This is a genomic window from Xanthobacter luteus (assembly GCF_040049235.1).
Classification (GTDB): Bacteria; Pseudomonadota; Alphaproteobacteria; order Rhizobiales; family Xanthobacteraceae; genus Xanthobacter.
The window spans coordinates 62952-79618 of record NZ_JBDZDO010000007.1; the positions used below are offsets into that span (position 1 = coordinate 62952).

The window sequence follows — 16667 nt, forward strand, 5'->3', positions numbered from 1 at the left end:
GGGGGTGGGGGTCGCGCCGCCGGGAGCACACCGCGCGCCTGCTTCGGAAGCCTTGCGCCACCCCCTCCCCTGCCCCTCCCCACAAGGGGGAGGGGATGCGCGTCCGAACGCGCGGGCGGCCAAGGCATGAGCCGGACGGGGACTCGCCGTGCAGCAGGACGTGGCTCAGCGCGGGCCGGACAGCGCCGTCAGGGCGCGCCAGACGGCGGCGGCCTCGAAATCGGCGAGGCAAGGCGGACCCGCGACGGTTTCCGGCGCGATGCGGCAGCGGGCCTTCTCGCACGGCGCGCAGTCGCGCCGCGATTTCAGCTCGGCGACCCGCGCGCCGACGAGGCCGGTGAGGCGCGGATCGGTGGGGCCGTAGAGCCCGATCGTGGGCACGCCGAAGGCGGCGGCCAGATGGCCGAGCCCGGTGTCGACGCTCACCACCCCGGCGGACGAGGCGATCAGCGGAATGAGCGTCTCCAGCGGCTGCGGCGGCAGCGGCTCCACCGCCGGGCGGCCCTCGGCGATGGCGCGCGCCCGCGCCTCCTCGGCCGCGCCCTGGGTGAACACCAGGGCATGCATCCCGGCCTTCTCGGCCTCCGCGGCGAGCGCGCGCCAGCCGGCGACGGTCCAGGTCTTGGTGGGCCAGGTGGTGCCGTGGAGGAAGACCAGATGCGGCGCGTCGCCCTGCGGCAGCGGGTCCGGCCTGAGGCCGGTGTCCAGCGGACGGCCCTCCAGCCCATAGCCGAGCGCGGCGGCGAACAGCTTGCGGATGCGCTCGGCCATGTGCTCCACTTCGGGCACATGGTGGCGGACGTGATAGGCAAGGGCGGCGAGCCCCTCGCGCGCGCTCGCGCCGTCGAATCCGTGGCGCCGGCCGTGCGCGAGGAGGGCGACGAGCGCGCTCTTCACCAGGCCCTGGGCGTCGATCACCACGTCGTAGCGCCGGCCGGCGAGCGCGCGGCGGGCGGCCGCCGCCTCGCCGCTGCCGAGCGCGGCCAGCGGGCGCTTCTTCAGCCGCCGCAGCGGCACCGGAATGACCTCGCGCACCGCGGGGTGCAGCCGGGCGATGGGCGCGAACGCCTCCTCCACCGCCCAGTCCACCCGCAGGCCGGGCACCGCGGCCATGGCGTCGGTGAGGGCGGGAAAGGCGTGGACCACGTCGCCGAGCGAGGACAGCTTGACGAGGAGCACCCTCATCGGGCGATGCGCTCGGCCGCGTCGAACACCTCGCGGGCGTCGATGCCTTCGAGGCAGGCGAGCGTGCCGAGCGGGCACTCGCGCTTCATGCACGGCCGGCAGGGCAAGGGCCGCGAGATCACCCGCGCGCCCGGCGCGGTGGGCGGCGTCATCTTCTCGGACGAGGAGCCGAACACCGCCACCACCCGACGGTCGAGGGCGCTCGCCACGTGCATCAGGCCGGAATCGTTGGTCACCACCACGCTGGCGGCGGCCAGCACCGCCGCCGCCTCCATGAGGGTGGTGCGGCCGGTGAGATCCTCGATGCCCGGCGCGGCGGCGGCGATCACGGCGCCGGCGGGGGCCTCCTTGGCCGAGCCGACCACCCGCACGTGCCAGCCGGCGGCCGCCGCGCGGGCCGCCAGCGACGCGAACTTCTCGGCCGGCCAGCGTTTGGACGGGCCGTATTCGGCCCCCGGGCACAGCGCCAGCACCGGCCCCGGGCCGGGCAGCGGGAACTTGCCGGCCGCCAGGTCCGCCATGCCGTCGGGCAGATAGAGGCGCGGGCGCGGCGCCGGCGCGGCCGGCGCCGCCTCGGGCAGGCCGAGCGCCACGAAGCGGTCGATGGTGCGCGCGCTCTTGCGGTCCCGGTCGGCGCGCGCGTCGGTGAGCAGCGGCGAGCGCAGCTCGGCCTTGTAGCCGACGCGCTCGGGAATGCCGGCGGCGAAGGGAATGATGGCGGCCTTGAAGGCGCGCGGCAGGATGATGGCCTTGGAATAGCCCTCCTCCCGCAGCGCGCGGCCGGCGCGCCAGCGGGCCAGGAGGCCGAGCTCGCCATGGCCGAGGCCGAGCGGGATGGTGCGGCGCACGCCGCGGATCATGCGGGCGATGGGCAGCGCGGCGGGCGGTGCGATCACGTCCACCGGGCGTCCCGGATCGCGCAGGCGCAGCACCTCGACCAGGCTCGCGGCCATGACCATGTCGCCCACCCAGGCGGGACCGACGAGAAGCAGCGGCGAGACGGAACCGATGGCGCGCATGTCTTGATCGCCGGGGAGCACCCGGCCTGGAGGAATGAAAGAGCCGTCCATCGCCCGCCCCGGGAGCGCCGCGCGGACCCCTGTTCCGACCCTCGGTGCCGTCCCCGTCGCGGGCGCCATGGCGGCCCGAGCGGCCCGCGAGGCGGGCCGAACGGAACCTGCGCCAGGAGAGCCGGCCGCGTCAAGGGCGCGCCGGCGATGGGGCGCCGGAATGCAAACGCCGGCGCGGGGGCACGCGCCGGCGGTGGAATGGGGAGCCGCGCGCCCTGCGGCGCGCGCAGCCGCCGGGGCCGCGATCAGGCGGCGGGGCGGATGGTCTTCTCGACCGAGGCCTTCATGGGCTCGGTGGAATCCGCGGCCACCTTCTGGGCCAGGGCGGAGAGGTCCTTCGCCTGGCTGGAGACGGTCTCGAACTGCTTGCGCGCGTGGCTGGTGGAAATCTCCACCGCCTCGGCCAGGGTCTTCGAGGCGAGCAGCGCGTTGAAATAGTCGAACGACGAGTTCACGTTGGTCTGCAGCGCCTCGAGCATCTTCACGTTGAACGCGGCGACACCCTTGCTGGCGGTGGTGCAGGTGTCCTCGAAGGCGGCGTTCACCTGCTCGGCCGAAGACTTCATCTTGTCGTAATTGTCGCGGCAGGTGGCGAGGCCCTTTTCGGCGATCTCGCGCACCGCGGGGGGCACCTCGAAGGCAGGCATGCCATTGGCGGAAAAGGCCTTCTTGGCCGCTTCCAACTGGTCCTGATAGGCCTTGATGAAGGTGTCGTTCATAGCATCCTCGGGTCGCTCGGGGGGCGGCTTTGGGAGGACGGGGGCGCATGCGGAACGGGCCCCGCTGGCGACCGTCCGGCAACGCGAAAGGCTCCACGCGACACGGTTCCAGGCGCTGGCCCTGACCCCACGTTGTTATAGCCGAGGGCACCGTGCGGCGCAAAATCATTTTTGCGCCGCACAACAAATAGGTAGTCTGAAACCGCGTCAGCCCGGCCGGTTGGGGTCGATGGCCTGGTCGGTCGCGGTCTTGGCGTCGCGCATGGCGGTCTCGCCCATCACCTTGAGATCCTGGGCCGCGGCCTGGGCGTTCTGGGCGGCGGTGGCGCTCAGCGTCTTGACGCGCTCGGCGAGGGCGCGGGCGTGCTCGTCGAGGGTGCGCACGGTGCTCTCGCCCAGCGCCTTGGCCTCGGCGCCGAGGCTTTTCGCCTGCTCGGCCACCGCCTGCATCTGGCTGGAGAGGAACTCGGCCTGCAGGCTCATCATCTCCTGCGGGCTCTTGGCGGTCACCAGCTTGTGCAGGAAGTCAAAGCTCGCCGCGACGTTGGCCTCCATCAGGCCGATGGTCTTCTGACGCAGATCCTTCATCGAGGTGCGCATCTCCTCGAACCGCCCCTCGCCGTCGCCCACCGCGTCGCGCGCACTCTTGAACAGGGTCTCGAAGGCCTGGCGCGCCTGGGCCACGTTCTTCTCCGCGATGGCGCGCATCTCCGCGGGCAACTCCAGGTCGGGACCGATCTTCGTCATGGGCGTCACTCCTCGGGTTGGGGCCTGCGGCCGGCGGCCGCGCACCCACACGATCTTAGTATGCCCGGCCCTGTCCTCGGCAATATGAAAGAGGTCAAATTCCGACGATTGCCGCGGCGTTAATCATTGCGCGCCACTATAGCCGGCCAAGCGAATCTGGCGCCCGGGCGATTGTCGAAGGTATTCGCGGACAACACGGAATGACGGAGACGAAATCACGTCCCCTTGACCTGTCCGGGCCGCGCCCGGACGCGCGCGCCGCGCGCGCGCCTGCCGCCTTCCTCGTGGACGCGCAGGGCGAGCGGGTGCTCGAGGCGAACCCGGCGGCGGTCCAGCTCGGGCTCGCGCCCGGCGCCGGCGTGCCGCCCGCGCTCGCCCCGCTGCTGCGCGCGCTGGCGCGCGGCGGCCAGCGCCGGGCGGGCGCCGGGCCGGGGCGGCCCGACGCCACCCTGGCGCGCCTGCGTCCGCCCGCGGCGCGCGGCGCCCTCACCTTCCGCGTCGCCCGCACCGGCGGCGGCTTCGTGGTGACCGGCCTCGACGGCGCCGCCCCGCCGCCGCCCGCCCCCCGTCCCGAGCCGGCCCCGGTGAGCGCCGACGCGGCGCCGCTGCGCTTCACCTTCCAGGCCGACGCGGCGGGACGCATCCTCGCGGTCTCGGAGGCGCTCGCCGACGCCCTCGGCCCCATGGCCGGGCGCCTGATCGGCGCGACCTTCGGCGAGCTCGAGGCGCAGGATCTCGCGCGCGGCGGCGCGACCGCCGCGGCGGCGCTCGCGCGCGGCGCGAGCTTCACCGGCGCGCGCGTCGTCGTCGCCGGCGACCCGCCGCTGGAGCTGGAGCTGGGCGCCGCGCCGATCCTCGGCCCCAGCCTCGCGCGCGGCGAGATGCGCGGCTTCGGCCTCGCGCGCCGCCGCCCCCGCCTGCATCTGCCGCCGCCCGAGGCGCCGGCGCCCGACCCCGCGCGCGTCAAGGTCGTGCCGCTGCGCGGAGCGGCCGCGCTCACGCCCACCGAGCGCTCGGCCTTCCAGGAGATCGCCCGCACCCTTGCCGCCGCGGTGGAGGACTGGCCCAGGGGCGAGGAGCGCCCGGCCGCGCCGGCCGCCGACCCGCTCCGGGCCGGCGCCATCGAGCCGGGACCCGAGGCGCCGGGCGCCGGCGCGGCGGCCGAGGCGCTGCTCGACCGGCTGCCGGTGGCGCTGCTGGTGGAGCAGGACGGCGCCGCCATCCATGCCAACCGCACGTTCCTGAAATGGAGCGGCCATGCCGATCTTGCGGCGTTCCGGGCCGCCGGCGGCCTCGCCGCCGCCCTCGAGCGCGGCGCCGACGGCGCGCTGCGCCTCGTCACCGCCACCGCCGACCGGGTGCCGGTGGAGGTGCGCCTCCTGGCGGCCCCCTATGACGGCCGCAACGCGCTGGTCTATGTGGCGCGCCGGATCGATGCCGAGGCGCCGGCGGCGGACGCGCGCGCCGAGGCGCTGAGCCAAGCCCGGCGCGAGGCGCTCGACCTCGTGCCCTGGCCGGTGCTGCTGCTCGAGGAGGACGGCCTGGTGCTGTTCGCCAACGCCGCCGCGCGGCGCCTGCTGGCGCGGACCGCGCGCGAACTGGTGGGCGCGCCCTTCCTGCCCCTGATCGCCCCCGCCGACCGAAACGCCGCGGCGCAGGCGCTCGGCGCCGCTTTGGCGGCGGAGGGGGACGCCACCACGGTGATCGACCTTCAGATCCGCGCCGGCGCGGACGATCTCGTCCCGGCGCGCGGCGCCCTGGCGCGGGGCGGGCACGAGGACCGGCTGGTCTGCGTGGTGCTGGCGCCGCGCCCTGCGGAAACGGCGGCCCAAAGTCCCGCGGCCGGTCGCGCCGAAAGTCCCGCCGAAGCTCCTGCCGGCACGCCCGCCGCGACGGCGCCGGCGCCGGACCCGCATGACGCCCCTGCCCCGCCGGCGGTGCCGGCCGAAGCGCCGGATCCCCGTCCGGCCCGGCTCGCCGCTTTGGCGCGGCTGGTGCGCGCACGCCTCGGGCCGGCGCTCGAAACCCTGCTGCCCGGCGACGCCGCCGCCCGGGAAGCCCCCGCCGTCGGCCTCGACGGGCGCACCCGCGCGGCGCTCACGGCGCTGCGCGGCGACCTCGATGATCTCTGCGGCCTCGCCGAAGCCGAGCCGGCGCCCGCCGCGTCGTGCGATCTCGCGGCGCTGGCGCGGGACGCGCTGGCGCTGCTTGAGCCTTCCGCCCGTCGGCGCGGGGTGCGGCTGCGCGCCGAATTGCCGCCGGCCGACCCGCCGTCCGCGGCGGTGGCGGCCGACGGGCCGCGCCTCGCCCGGCTGCTGCGGCTGATGCTGGAGGATGCGCTCGCCGCGAGCCCGCAGGGCGCGAGCATCGCCCTCGCCGTCCTGCCGGCGCCCGACGATCCCGGCGCGCTGGTGCTCGAGATCGCCGATGGCGGGGCGCCGGTCGACGAGGTGGACTGGGCGCGCGCGCTCGATCCGCTGACGCCGGCCCGCACGGCGGACCCGATGCCCCGGAGGCCGGGCGGTCCGCTGCGCCTCGCCCGCCTCGCCCACGAGGCCGAGGCGCTGGGGGGCACATTCGGCCTGCGGCGTGGCCTGGCCGCGGGCGTGGTGGCGCACCTGCGCCTGCCCCGCGCGGCAATCGGGCCGGCCGCGCCCTAGCCGGTGATGGACGGCGCGCGCCCGGCGCCGCCCCCCGCCTTTGGATCGCCGCCCGTCCCAGGCCGCGCTGGCCTTGAGGCCAGCGGCCTCCGGCAAGGCAAAGCACCCGCCCGCCGCCAGAATGGAATTGCTTAAAAGTAGAAGCCGCCGCTCTTTTCAAGGCGGGGCGCGACCACCATGTCGCATTTCTACGGAGTTGACGCCAAGCCTGCCGCTCTGCGAACTTGATGCAAGTAGAATGGCCTTTTTGGAATTGCTCTAAGCAAGCTGATCTGGATCAAACCATGATCGTATGTTCGTGCAACGTCTTTTCAGACCATCAGGTCCGCGATGCCTGCGCCAATTTCGGCGGCGTGCGGACACCCGGCGAGATCTATCGCTGCCTCGGCTGCTCCCCCCAATGTGGGCGCTGCGCGCGCACCATCCGCGCGATCCTGGACCAGGTGCAGGCGCATTCCTGCGCCAGCTGCGCCGAGGAATGCCCCGTCGCCTCCCTGGCCGGCCTGGTCGCCGCGGAATAGCAAACGCGACGATCTGGCGGTTCCAGGGCGTTGCACGCACCTTAGAGTTTATCTAAAAGTAATTCGAGACAACGAAAGCCGCGGTCGTCGGCAGCAGGAGTGAGCCATGAAGGGTGATCCGAAGGTCATCGAATATCTCAACCGGGGATTGCGCTCGGAGCTCACCGCCATCAATCAGTACTGGCTGCATTACCGCATGCTGGACAATTGGGGCTACAAGGCGCTGGCCAAGAAGTGGCGCGCCGAATCCATCGAAGAGATGGTGCACGCCGACAAGTTCACCGACCGCATCCTGTTCCTCGACGGCTTCCCGAACATGCAGGTGCTGGACCCGCTGCGCATCGGCCAGGACGTGAAGGAAATCCTCGAGGCCGACCTCGCCGCCGAGCTCGATGCCCGCGCGCTCTACCAGGAGGCGGCCACCTACTGCCACTCGGTGAAGGACTATCCGAGCCGCGATCTGTTCGAGGAGCTGATGGCGGACGAGGAAGGCCACATCGACTTCCTGGAGACCCAGCTCGACCTCGTCTCCAAGCTCGGCCTGCAGCTCTACGCGCAGCACCATATCGGCGAGCTCGACGAGGACTGACCGGCGCCCAGCGCCCGATTCGCGACCCCGGCCCGGCCCTCCAGCCGGGCCTTTTTTGTGCCCGCGCCCCCGCCGGGAACCGCTCAAAAGATCACCAGTTGGAATGATCCTAATTTAGATCGTCTCAAAGGTATTTCTTGGATGAACTCTAATGTTCTTGACTCGCATCTTTGTTTATTGACGCTGCGTTATCGAGAAGGCTAGCGGAACCTAGGCGATTGATCCGCCGGACACTGACTGACGAGCAGTGCTGCCTAGAGGACGCCATGACCCATCTGATTTCCGCGCGTGCCGCGCGTCTTGCCCCCTGCGTTTTTGCAACCGCGCTTCTTGCCACCGCCGGTCTCGCCGGCGCCGCCGCGCCGGCTGGAGCCCAGCAGGTGGTGAACGTCTACACCACCCGCGAGCCCGGTCTCGCCGCGCCGCTGTTCGAAGCCTTCACCAGGGCCACCGGCATCGAGGTGAGGAGCGTCTTCATCAAGGACGGCCTCGCCGAGCGCGTGAAGGCCGAGGGCGCGAGCTCGCCCGCCGACGTCCTCATGACGGTGGACGTGGGCAATCTGCTCGACGTGGTGGACGCCGGCGTGACCCAGCCGGTGGACAGCGCCGCGCTGAAGGCGGCGATCCCAGCCAACCTGCGCGATCCGGACGGCAACTGGTTCTCGCTCTCGCTGCGCGCGCGCCTGGTCTATACCGCCAAGGACCAGGTGAAGCTCGACGCCATCACCTATGAGAGCCTCGCCGACCCCAAGTGGAAGGGCAAGGTCTGCATCCGCTCGGGCCAGCACCCCTACAACGTGGCGCTGGCCGCCGCCTACATCGTCCATCACGGCGAGGCGAAGACCGAGGACTGGCTGCGCGGCCTGAAGGCCAACCTCGCCAGGAAGCCCGCCGGCGGCGACCGCGAGGGCGCGCGCGACATCCTCGGCGGCATCTGCGATCTGGCGCTGGGCAATTCCTATTATGTCGGCCTGATGCGCTCCGGCAAGGGCGGCGCCGAGCAGCAGAAGTGGGGCGACGGCATCGGCGTTCTGCTGCCCATCTTCGAGGGCGGCGGCACCCATGTGAACGTGTCCGGCGCGGCGGTGGCCAAGAACGCCCCGCACAAGGACGCCGCCATCACGTTCCTGGAATTCGCGGTGTCCCCGGCCATGCAGTCGGTCTACGCCAAGATGAACTACGAGTATCCGGTGATCACCGGCGCCGAGACCGACCCGATCATCGCCGGCCTCGGCCCGCTGAAGGTCGATCCCATCTCGCTGGTCGCCATCGCCAAGGCGCGCAAGGCCGCGAGCGCGCTGATCGACAAGGTCGGCTTCAACAACTGAGGCCGACACGCGTGACCCAGCCCCTGGTCCAGCCCGCGGCCCACGCCGCGCTGCCGGCGCGCCGCCGCTCCGGACGCCTCCTGCCCGCCATCGGGCGGGAGGCGGCGTCGGTCTGGGTGTGGGGCGCGGCCGCGGTGGCGCTCGCGGTGCTGCTGCCGCTGGCGGCGCTCGCCGCCATCGCCGCCGAGGGATCGGGCGACCTGTGGCCCCATCTTCTCGCCCACGTGCTGCCGAGCGCCCTGACGCAGACCTTCCTGCTGCTCGTCGGCGTCGGCACGCTCTCCTGCCTCATCGCCCTGCCCTGCGCCTGGCTGGTGGCGCGCTGCGACTTCCCCGGCCGCGGCCTGTTCGAATGGGCGCTGCTGATGCCGCTCGCCGTGCCGGGCTACATCGTCGCTTATTCCTATCTCGACGTGCTGCACCCGCTCGGGCCGGTGCAGGAGGCGCTGAGGGCGCTGCTCGGCATCGCCTCGCCGCGCGACTTCCGGCTGCCCGACGTGCGCTCGCTCGGCGGCTGTGTGTTCGTGCTCTCGTGCGTGCTCTACCCGTACGTCTATCTCTCGGCGCGGGCGAGCTTCCTGGTGCAGTCGGCCGCCGCGCTGGAGGTGGCGCGCACGCTCGGCGCCAGCCCGGCCAGAGCGTTCCTCAAGGTGGGCCTGCCGCTCGCCCGGCCCGCCGTGGTGGCGGGCCTGACCCTGGTGCTGCTGGAGACCCTGGGCGACATCGGCGCCTCCGAATTCCTCGGCTTGCGCACTTTGACGGTCTCCATCTACACCACCTGGGTCAACCGCTCGAACCTGCCCGGCGCGGCGCAGATCGCCCTCGTCATGCTCGCCCTCGTGCTGGCGCTGATCCTCGCCGAGCGGGCGGCGCGCGCGGCGCGCCGCTTCGTCGCCAGCGGCACCGCGCGGCCGGCGCCGCCGGCGCGGCTGTCCGGCCTGGCCGGCGCCGCGGCCGCCGGGCTGTGCGCCGTGCCGGTGGTGCTCGGCTTCGCCGTGCCGGTGCTCCACCTTGGCGTCGCCGCCGCCCGCCGGGTGGCCGAGGCCGGCCTGTCCGCCACCTTGCCCGGCGAGGCGGCGACCACCGCCGTCATCGCTTTCGCCGCCACGCTGCTGACGCTGGGCGCCGGGCTGGTGGTGGCGCTCGCTTACCGGCTCGCCCCCTCGCGTCTGTCGGGCGCCATCGCCCGGCTGGCGGGCCTCGGCTATGCGGTGCCGGGCACGGTGCTCGCCATCGGCCTGCTGAGCCCGCTCGCCGGCTTCGACAATGCGGTCGACGCCGCCATGCGCCAGACCTTCGGCCTCTCCACCGGCCTCCTGATCTCGGGCTCAGGGGCGGCGCTGGTGCTGGCGCTCGCCATCCGCTTCCTGGCCATCCCGGTGGGCGGCATCGAGGCCGGCTTCGCCAAGCTCTCGCCGCATCTCGACATGGCGGCGCGCAGCCTCGGCTCGAGCCGCGGCGCGACCGTGGCGCGCATCCACCTGCCGCTGCTGCGCCCGGCGCTCCTGACCGCCGCTTTGCTGGTGTTCGTGGACGCCATGAAGGAGCTGCCGGCGACCCTGCTGCTGCGCCCGCTCGGCCTCGAGACGCTGGCCACCCACGTCTATGCCGAGGCGGCGCGCGGCACCTACGAGGACGGCGCGCTCGCCGCCCTCGTGATCGTGATGGTGGGGCTCGGCCCGGTGATCCTCCTGGCGCGCCTGTCCGCCGCCGCCGCCCGCGCCGCGGGCTCGGCCCGCTCCGCCCCGGCGCGCTCGCCCGGATCGTGAGCACGGCCGCCCCTTGGGCGGTCTTCCAAGCCATGAAAGGGACACAGAGGGGAGGAATCGTGCCGCCGCCGTCCGATGTCCCGGAGCGGCCCTCCGCCGCCCCCGGCCCACGCGCCGCCCGCGACGCACGACCCGTTCTGATCGATCGAAAGAGGCGATGCTGAAACTCGGCCGGCCCACGCGACGAACTCTTCTCATCACCCTCGCGGCCTGCTGCGGAACGGCGGCCGTGGTCCTGGTCGCCGCGGTCGCGCTGCCGCTGGTGATCCCGTCGGACGAGCTGCGCCGCGCCGCCAGCCAGGCCATCACCGGCACCACGGGCCAGAAGGTGCGCATGTCGGGCGATCCGGTGCTGCGCCTGCTGCCCTATCCGCGCCTCAGCCTCGGCAAGGCCGAATTCCCGCTGCCGCAGGGCCAGTCGCTGGACGCCGAGAGCGTCGACGCGCGGCTCCAGCTCTGGCCGCTGCTGTTCGGCCAGGTGGAGGTGGCGGACGTCACCCTCAACCGGCCGACGCTGGTCCTCACCGGGCGCAGCGCGGTGCCCGCAGCCGCGCTCGCACCGCTGCTCGGCGACAAGGACCTTCCCGAATTGCGCATCCTGCGCGGCACCATCGCTCTGCGCGACGACGACGGGCTGACGCGCGAGCTCGTGAACAACATCTCGGGCAGCCTCGACCGCATCCTGGAGGGCAAGGGTATCGCCGTCGCCCTCGACTTCGACTGGCGCGACAAGTCGGTCTCCACCAAGCTGCTGATGGAGGACACGCCGGCCTTCATGGCCGGCCGGCCGACCGCCACCCGCGTGGCGGTCTCGGCGCGCGCCGCCCGCGTCAGCTTCCGCGGCGAGACCGCGCTGCTGCGCGAGAGCCTCGCCGCCGAGGGCAATCTCAGCGTCCAGGCCAGCGGCCTGCGCGAGGTCTTGGCCTGGCTCGGCATCGCCGCGCCGACCTCCGGCGGCTTCGGCGAGTTCGGCCTCAGCGGCCGGCTGAAGACCGACGGCCCGCAGATCGACCTCACCAATGCGGTGCTGGACCTCGACGGCAACCGCTCGGAAGGCGCGCTGCTGGTCAAGCTCACGGGCGAGCGCCCGCTGATCCAGGGCACGCTCGCGGCCGAGAGCCTCGATCTGTCGCCCTATGGCCGCCTGCGCTTCACCTCGCCCGACGGGCGCGAATGGGACCGGCGCACCATCGACCTCACGGCGCTGGAGCGGTTCGACCTCGATCTGCGCCTGTCGGCCGCGGCGGTGACGGCGGAGAATACCCGCCTCACCACCCTCGCCGCCAGCGCCGTGCTGACCGGCGGCCGGCTTGCCCTCACGGTCGGCCAGGCCCGCGTCTGGGGCGGGCGCATCCGCGCCTCCGCCGTGCTGGCGCCGCGCCCCGCCACCCTGGCCGCGGACCGGTCCGGCGCGGTGGTCCGCATCGAGGCCGACTGCGCCGACGTCGCGCTCGAGCCGGCGCTGGACGACATCGCCGGCTTCCGGCGGCTGGAGGGGACCGGCGACATCGCGCTCAGCCTGGAGGGCACGGGCCGCAGCATCCAGGACATCGCCCAGGGCATTTCCGGCGCCTTCTCGCTCACCGGCGCCGACGGCGCGCTGGTGGGGTTCGACGTGGTGCAGGTGCTCCACCGCATCGAGCGCCGCCCGCTCTCCGGCGGCGGCGACCCGCGCGGCGGCCGCACCCAGTTCGCCACCCTCGACGGCAAGATCACCCTCAAGGACGGCAAAGCCGACGTCGAGGCCGTGAGCTTCGAGGGCAAAAGGGTGCGCCTGACGCTGGCCGGCACCGCCGCCGTCGGCGCGCGGGACCTGGACCTCAAGGGCACCGCCGCTCTGGTCGCCCCGGCGGCCCAGGGCGCCGGGGACCAGCCGCCGCTCGACCTGCCCTTCATCGTCCAGGGTCCCTGGGACAGCCCGCTGGTGATCGCCGATCCGCAGAGCCTGCTGCAGCGCTCCGGCGCCGCCCAGCCGCTGATCGAGGCGGTGCGCAGCCGCGCCGGCGCCGCCGCGGTACGCGACATCATCGAGAGCCTCTCGCGCACGCCGGGCGCGCTGCCGGCCGCCAACACCCCGGCCAACTGAGCCGCCCGCCGGGATCGGCCCAGCGGCCGCCCCGCCGCCGGCCGGGCCGTACAGGCCTATTGGGCCGCCCGCGACGGCGCCTCGCGCACGGCGCCGGAGGCGATGGGATCGCGCCGCAGCCGCGCGAACAGCAGGTGGTCCTCCCACACGCCGTTGATGCACAGATACTCGCGCGAATAGCCCTCGCGCACGAAGCCGCAGCGCTCCAGCAGGCGCACGGAGGGCGCGTTGGTGGGCATGCAGGCGGCCTCGATGCGCCGCAGCTGGAGGTGCTCGTGGGCCACCGGCAGGAGCGCAGCCAGGGCCGCCCGCATGTGGCCTTTGCCCGCGAACGGCTCGCCCATCCAGTAGCCGAGGCTCGCCGCCTGGCACACGCCGCGCCGCACGTTGGACAAGGTGAGCCCGCCGAGCAGCGCGTCGTCGCCGCTGCGGAACACGAACATGGGATAGGCCTGGTCGGAGAGCATGTCGCGGGCATAGCGGCGCAGCCGCCGGGCATAGGCGCCCCGGGTGAGGTCGTCCGCCGGCCAGAGCGGCTCCCAGGGCGTGAGGAAGGCCCGGCTGCGCGCCCTCAGGTCGCGCCATTGGGCGAAATCCGCGGTCTGCGGCACACGCAGATAGACCCCCTCCCCCGCGATCGCGGGCAAGGGATCGGTGGAAAAGAGCGCGGTCAGCGGCCACATGCGCGCGCTCCCGCCGGTCCTGCGGCGGCGCCGCCGCAGGCCGATCCGCATGCCGGCCGCCCACCGCCGGCGCGCGCGAGGAAAGACGGGGCGCCCGGTGCCCGCCGGATCGGGGAAACGAGACCATCCGGCGCATCCCCGCGCTGCGCCGGGACGCCATTCAGATCCAAGGACGAAACGCCGTCCGCCATGCTCGCCCGGCCTCCGATGGGAGACCGCCTCCTCGACCCGCCCGCGCCGCGTCCGCCCGAAACGATGGCGAAGGCCCGGTCCATTGCCCGGGCGCGATCCCATCGGATCGCGCCGTCCGACGCCTCCATCCCGCCGGCGCGCCGCCCTGCGGCCTGGCGCGGAGCGGCGGTGGCGCCGCACAAGGTGACCCGCCCCTGGCGATTCACCGGGGCGGACCCACCCTACCCCGCCAGACGTTCCACGATCCGCGCGGCCGGTTCAAGGCCCGCGCCGGGACCGATGGCCGCAAGCGTCGGCCGCGCGCCCTGGATCAGCCGTCGCGCCGCCGCGCGCACCTTGGCGACGTCCACCGCATCCACCTTGGCGACGATCTCCTCCACCGGGATCACGCGCCCGAAGCCGAGCATCTGGCGCGCGAGCTGGTCCGCCCGCGCGCCCGAGCCCTCGAGCGCGGCAAGCAGGCCCACCTTCATCTGCGCCTTGGCGCGCGCCACCTCCTCCGCGGTCACGGTGTCCCCGGTCTCGAGGATCTGGTCGATCACCGCGGCGGTGAGCTCGCTGACGTCGCCCTCGTCGGTGCCGGCATAGACGCCGAACAGCCCGGTGTCGGCATAGCTCCAGTGGAACGCATAGATGGCGTAGCACAGGCCGCGCTCCTCGCGCACGTCCTGGAACAGGCGCGAGGACATGCCGCCGCCCAGCACGTTCGAGAGCACCTGCACGGCGTGATACTCCTCGTCCTTGAAGGAGCAGCCCTCGATGCCGATCAGCAGGTGCACCTGCTCCAGCTCGCGCGGGGCGAGATGGATGCCTCCGGCATAGCTGGCCGGCATCTGCACCGCCGGCTGATCGCCGGAGATCGAGGCGAGGCGCGCGCCGGCCTCGGCGACGAGGTGCTCGTGGTCCACCGCGCCCGCCGCCGCCACCACCATGCGCGGCCCGCGATAGTGGCGCAGCAGATAGGTGGCGAGCTGGCCGCGGCTGAACGCGCGCACGGTCTGCGGCGTGCCGAGGATCGAGCGGCCCACCGCCTGTTCGGGGAAGGCGCGCTCCTGGAAATGGTCGAACACCAGGTCGTCGGGGGTGTCGAGCACCGCGCCGATCTCCTGGACGATGACGTTCTTCTCCCGTTCCAGCTCGTCGGCGGCGAACGCCGGCTCGGTGAGGATGTCGGCGAGGATGTCGACGCCGAGGCCGACGTCCTCCCCCAGCACCCGCACATTGTAGGAGGTCTGCTCCACCGAGGTGGCGGCGTTGATGTCGCCGCCCACCTGCTCGATCTCCTCGGCGATGCGGCGGGCGGTGCGGCGCTTCGTGCCCTTGAAGGCCATGTGCTCCAGGAGATGGGAGATGCCGTGCTCGTCCTGCGCCTCGTCGCGGGCGCCGGCGCCCACCCAGATGCCGAGCGATGCGGTGCCCAGATGGGGCATGTCGTCGGAGACGACGGTGATGCCGTTCGGCAGCGTCGAGACCTTCACGCTCATGCGGCGGCGCCCGCGCCCATGCGGGCGGTGCGGGAGATGAAGGCCTCCACGGCGGACAGATCGTTGGGCAGCACGGTGACGTGCTCCTTGCGGGTCATGAGTTCGGCCATGTGGGGCGGGAGCGCCGGGCGGATGCCGGTCGCCGCCTGCACCGCGTCGGGAAACTTGGCGGGATGGGCGGTGGAGAGCACCACCTGCGGCACCGCGGCGGAATGCTCCACCTTGTCGGCCACCGCGAGGGCGACCGCCGTGTGGGGATCGGCCAGATAGCCGGCTTCGGCGAAATAGCGGGCGATGGTGGCGGCGGTCTCCGGCTCGTCGGCGCGGCCGGCGGTGAAGTCGGCGGCGATCGCCGCCTGCGCCGCGCGCGGCAGGCTGAAGGCGCCGGACTGGGCGAGCGAGGCCATCAGCTGGCGCAGGGTCGGCGCGTCGCGCTCCAGCGCCTCGAACAGCACCCGCTCGAAATTGGACGAAACCTGGATGTCCATCGACGGCGAGGAGGAGGGCTTCACCCCCTTCACCTCGTAGCGGCCGGTTTCCAGCGTGCGCGCCAGGATGTCGTTGACGTTGGTGGCGATCGACAGGCCGGCGATGGGCAGGCCCATCTTCTTGGCCACCCAGCCGGCGAGGATGTCGCCGAAATTGCCGGTGGGCACCACGAACGTCACCGCCCGGTGCGGCGCCCCGAGCGCCGCGGCGGCATAGAAATAATAGACCACCTGGGCGACGATGCGGGCCCAGTTGATGGAGTTCACGCCGGCGAGCGCGAGCCGGTCGCGGAAGGCGTGGTGGTTGAACATGGCCTTCACCATGGCCTGGCAATCGTCGAACGTGCCCTCGACCGCGATGGCGTGCACGTTGGCCGAGGCGACCGTGGTCATCTGGCGCCGCTGCACCTCGGAGACCCGCTTGTGCGGGTAGAGGATGAACACGTCCACCGCGTCCGAATGGCGGAACGCCTCGATGGCGGCGCTGCCGGTGTCGCCCGAGGTGGCACCGACGATGGTCGCCCGCGATCCCCGGCTGGCGAGCACGTGGTCCATCATCCGCGCGAGCAGCTGCATCGCCACGTCCTTGAACGCCAGGGTCGGCCCGTGAAACAGCTCCAGCACGAAGCGGTTGGGCGCCACCTGCACCAGCGGCGCCACCGCCGGATGGCGGAACGCGGCGTAGGCGTCGTCGATCATCAGGTCGAGCGCCCGGCGCGGGATCGAATCCGCCACGAACGGCGTGATCACCGCCTTGGCCACCTCCGCATAGGGCTTGCCGGCGAGCGCGGCGATCTCGGCTTTCGAAAGCGTCGGCCAGGTCTCGGGCACATAGAGCCCGCCGTCGCGGGCGAGGCCGGCGAGCAGGGCGTCGGAGAAGGACAAGACGGGGGCCTCGCCCCGGGTGGACACGTAACGCAAAGGGCCCTCTGAATCTGGCATGCCGGTGGGTACGCCGCGCCAGACTAGACGCATAGGGCGCCCGGCGAAAGCGGGCACGGGCTTCGGCGGCATCGCGGGGGCGCGGCGGCGCCATCCTGTCGTACCTCAAGCGGGCGCGGCGGGCCCGGCCGGCTGCGCCGGCGCGCGAAACCGCGCGAAGGAGGCGGCGAACAGGCGGACCTTGCCGCGCCGCTACTCACGGCG

The 16667-nt window shown here is 73.2% G+C and carries 13 protein-coding genes; 6 read left to right on the forward strand and 7 right to left on the reverse strand.

Going from position 1 to position 16667, the window contains the following annotated elements; translation table 11 throughout:
* Positions 1-165: 165 nt before the first annotated feature.
* From waaC to ABLE88_RS19725, 4 genes are all read right to left on the reverse strand, one after another.
* Positions 166-1185 carry a lipopolysaccharide heptosyltransferase I gene (waaC, locus tag ABLE88_RS19710; RefSeq protein ID WP_348833439.1) on the reverse strand — a complete coding sequence of 340 codons (1020 nt, stop codon included), beginning with the start codon at positions 1183-1185 and terminating at the stop codon, positions 166-168.
* Complete coding sequence (gene waaF / locus ABLE88_RS19715; RefSeq protein WP_348833441.1) at positions 1182-2204, reverse strand: lipopolysaccharide heptosyltransferase II; 1023 nt, start codon at positions 2202-2204, stop codon at positions 1182-1184. Before waaF ends, waaC begins: the two co-directional genes overlap by 4 nt.
* Positions 2205-2500: 296 nt before the next feature.
* The gene (locus ABLE88_RS19720; protein WP_348833442.1) at positions 2501-2974 is read right to left on the reverse strand and encodes a phasin; all 474 of its coding nucleotides are present in this window, start codon (positions 2972-2974) and stop codon (positions 2501-2503) included.
* Positions 2975-3181: 207 nt separating this feature from the next.
* Positions 3182-3721 carry a phasin family protein gene (locus ABLE88_RS19725; RefSeq protein ID WP_348833443.1) on the reverse strand — a complete coding sequence of 180 codons (540 nt, stop codon included), beginning with the start codon at positions 3719-3721 and terminating at the stop codon, positions 3182-3184.
* Positions 3722-3921: 200 nt separating this feature from the next.
* Here ABLE88_RS19725 and ABLE88_RS19730 point away from each other — a divergent pair, with 200 nt between their 5' ends.
* The 6 genes from ABLE88_RS19730 to ABLE88_RS19755 all read left to right on the forward strand — a co-directional run bounded on the left by ABLE88_RS19730 (position 3922) and on the right by ABLE88_RS19755 (position 12674).
* Positions 3922-6381 (forward strand): PAS domain-containing protein, encoded by a 2460-nt coding sequence (locus ABLE88_RS19730; RefSeq protein ID WP_348833444.1) that lies wholly within the window; start codon positions 3922-3924, stop codon positions 6379-6381.
* Between the two features lie 284 nt (positions 6382-6665).
* Complete coding sequence (locus tag ABLE88_RS19735; protein ID WP_348833445.1) at positions 6666-6902, forward strand: (2Fe-2S)-binding protein; 237 nt, start codon at positions 6666-6668, stop codon at positions 6900-6902.
* Positions 6903-7008: 106 nt separating this feature from the next.
* Positions 7009-7491 (forward strand): bacterioferritin, encoded by a 483-nt coding sequence (gene bfr / locus ABLE88_RS19740; RefSeq protein WP_348833446.1) that lies wholly within the window; start codon positions 7009-7011, stop codon positions 7489-7491.
* A 266-nt stretch (positions 7492-7757) separates the two neighbouring features.
* On the forward strand, positions 7758-8819 hold the full coding sequence (locus tag ABLE88_RS19745; protein WP_348833447.1) for an extracellular solute-binding protein: 1062 nt from the start codon (positions 7758-7760) through the stop codon (positions 8817-8819).
* Between the two features lie 11 nt (positions 8820-8830).
* Positions 8831-10588 (forward strand): ABC transporter permease, encoded by a 1758-nt coding sequence (locus ABLE88_RS19750; RefSeq protein WP_510182922.1) that lies wholly within the window; start codon positions 8831-8833, stop codon positions 10586-10588.
* Positions 10589-10745: 157 nt separating this feature from the next.
* Positions 10746-12674 (forward strand): AsmA family protein, encoded by a 1929-nt coding sequence (locus tag ABLE88_RS19755; RefSeq protein WP_348833448.1) that lies wholly within the window; start codon positions 10746-10748, stop codon positions 12672-12674.
* Between the two features lie 56 nt (positions 12675-12730).
* Here ABLE88_RS19755 and ABLE88_RS19760 read toward each other — a convergent pair whose 3' ends face one another.
* The 3 genes from ABLE88_RS19760 to thrC form a co-directional block, all read right to left on the reverse strand.
* Positions 12731-13357: a GNAT family N-acetyltransferase gene (locus tag ABLE88_RS19760; RefSeq protein WP_348833449.1), complete on the reverse strand. Its 627-nt coding sequence runs from the start codon at positions 13355-13357 to the stop codon at positions 12731-12733.
* Positions 13358-13770: 413 nt separating this feature from the next.
* Complete coding sequence (locus ABLE88_RS19765; RefSeq protein ID WP_348833450.1) at positions 13771-15033, reverse strand: M16 family metallopeptidase; 1263 nt, start codon at positions 15031-15033, stop codon at positions 13771-13773.
* Positions 15030-16442 carry a threonine synthase gene (gene thrC, locus ABLE88_RS19770; protein WP_348833451.1) on the reverse strand — a complete coding sequence of 471 codons (1413 nt, stop codon included), beginning with the start codon at positions 16440-16442 and terminating at the stop codon, positions 15030-15032. Before thrC ends, ABLE88_RS19765 begins: the two co-directional genes overlap by 4 nt.
* Positions 16443-16667 lie beyond the last annotated feature (225 nt).